The sequence below is a fragment of the Desulfofundulus thermobenzoicus genome (assembly GCF_009428905.1).
GTDB lineage: Bacteria > Bacillota > Desulfotomaculia > Desulfotomaculales > Desulfovirgulaceae > Desulfofundulus_A > Desulfofundulus_A thermobenzoicus.
Window position 1 is genome coordinate 1 of the sequence record NZ_WHYR01000183.1, and the last position, 457, is coordinate 457.

Consider the following 457-nt stretch of genomic DNA (forward strand, 5'->3'; position numbering starts at 1 on the left):
AAGCTAAACTGAGGAACAAGACATCAATTAAGTAGAGCTGTGCCATTCTAGAGGAAGTGGCAGCACTGCGAAAAGGTGCTTCATTGGAACCGGACGTCGATAGGTGAACATCACATAAAGCAGAAACGCTTGTATGACCTGGATGTGTTAAAGCAATGGTTTTCACTTGGTTGTCTTTTGCAAGCTGAAGGGCTTGAATGATGTCTAACGTTTCTCCTGAAAAGGAGATACCAAACACAATGTCATTCTCTCCCGCATTTGCAATGACCGTAGATGCAATGTGCATGTCAGTGAAGGCTGTCGCTGCATAGTTAATTCTGAGAAATTTCTGCTGGGCATCAGCTGCGACGATGCCAGATGCACCAACACCGATAAAATGAATTTGGTTTGCATGCAGCAGTAATTGAACAGCCTTTTCTAAAGCATCTGCATTTAAAATAGAAGCGGTGTCCTTAAT

Annotated in this window: 1 protein-coding gene; it reads right to left on the reverse strand. The window is 43.1% G+C overall.

The genetic code is table 11. From position 1 onward, the window contains the following. Positions 1-457 (reverse strand): MurR/RpiR family transcriptional regulator (locus tag GFC01_RS18130; RefSeq protein WP_152948508.1); only part of this gene is annotated, 457 nt, incomplete at both ends.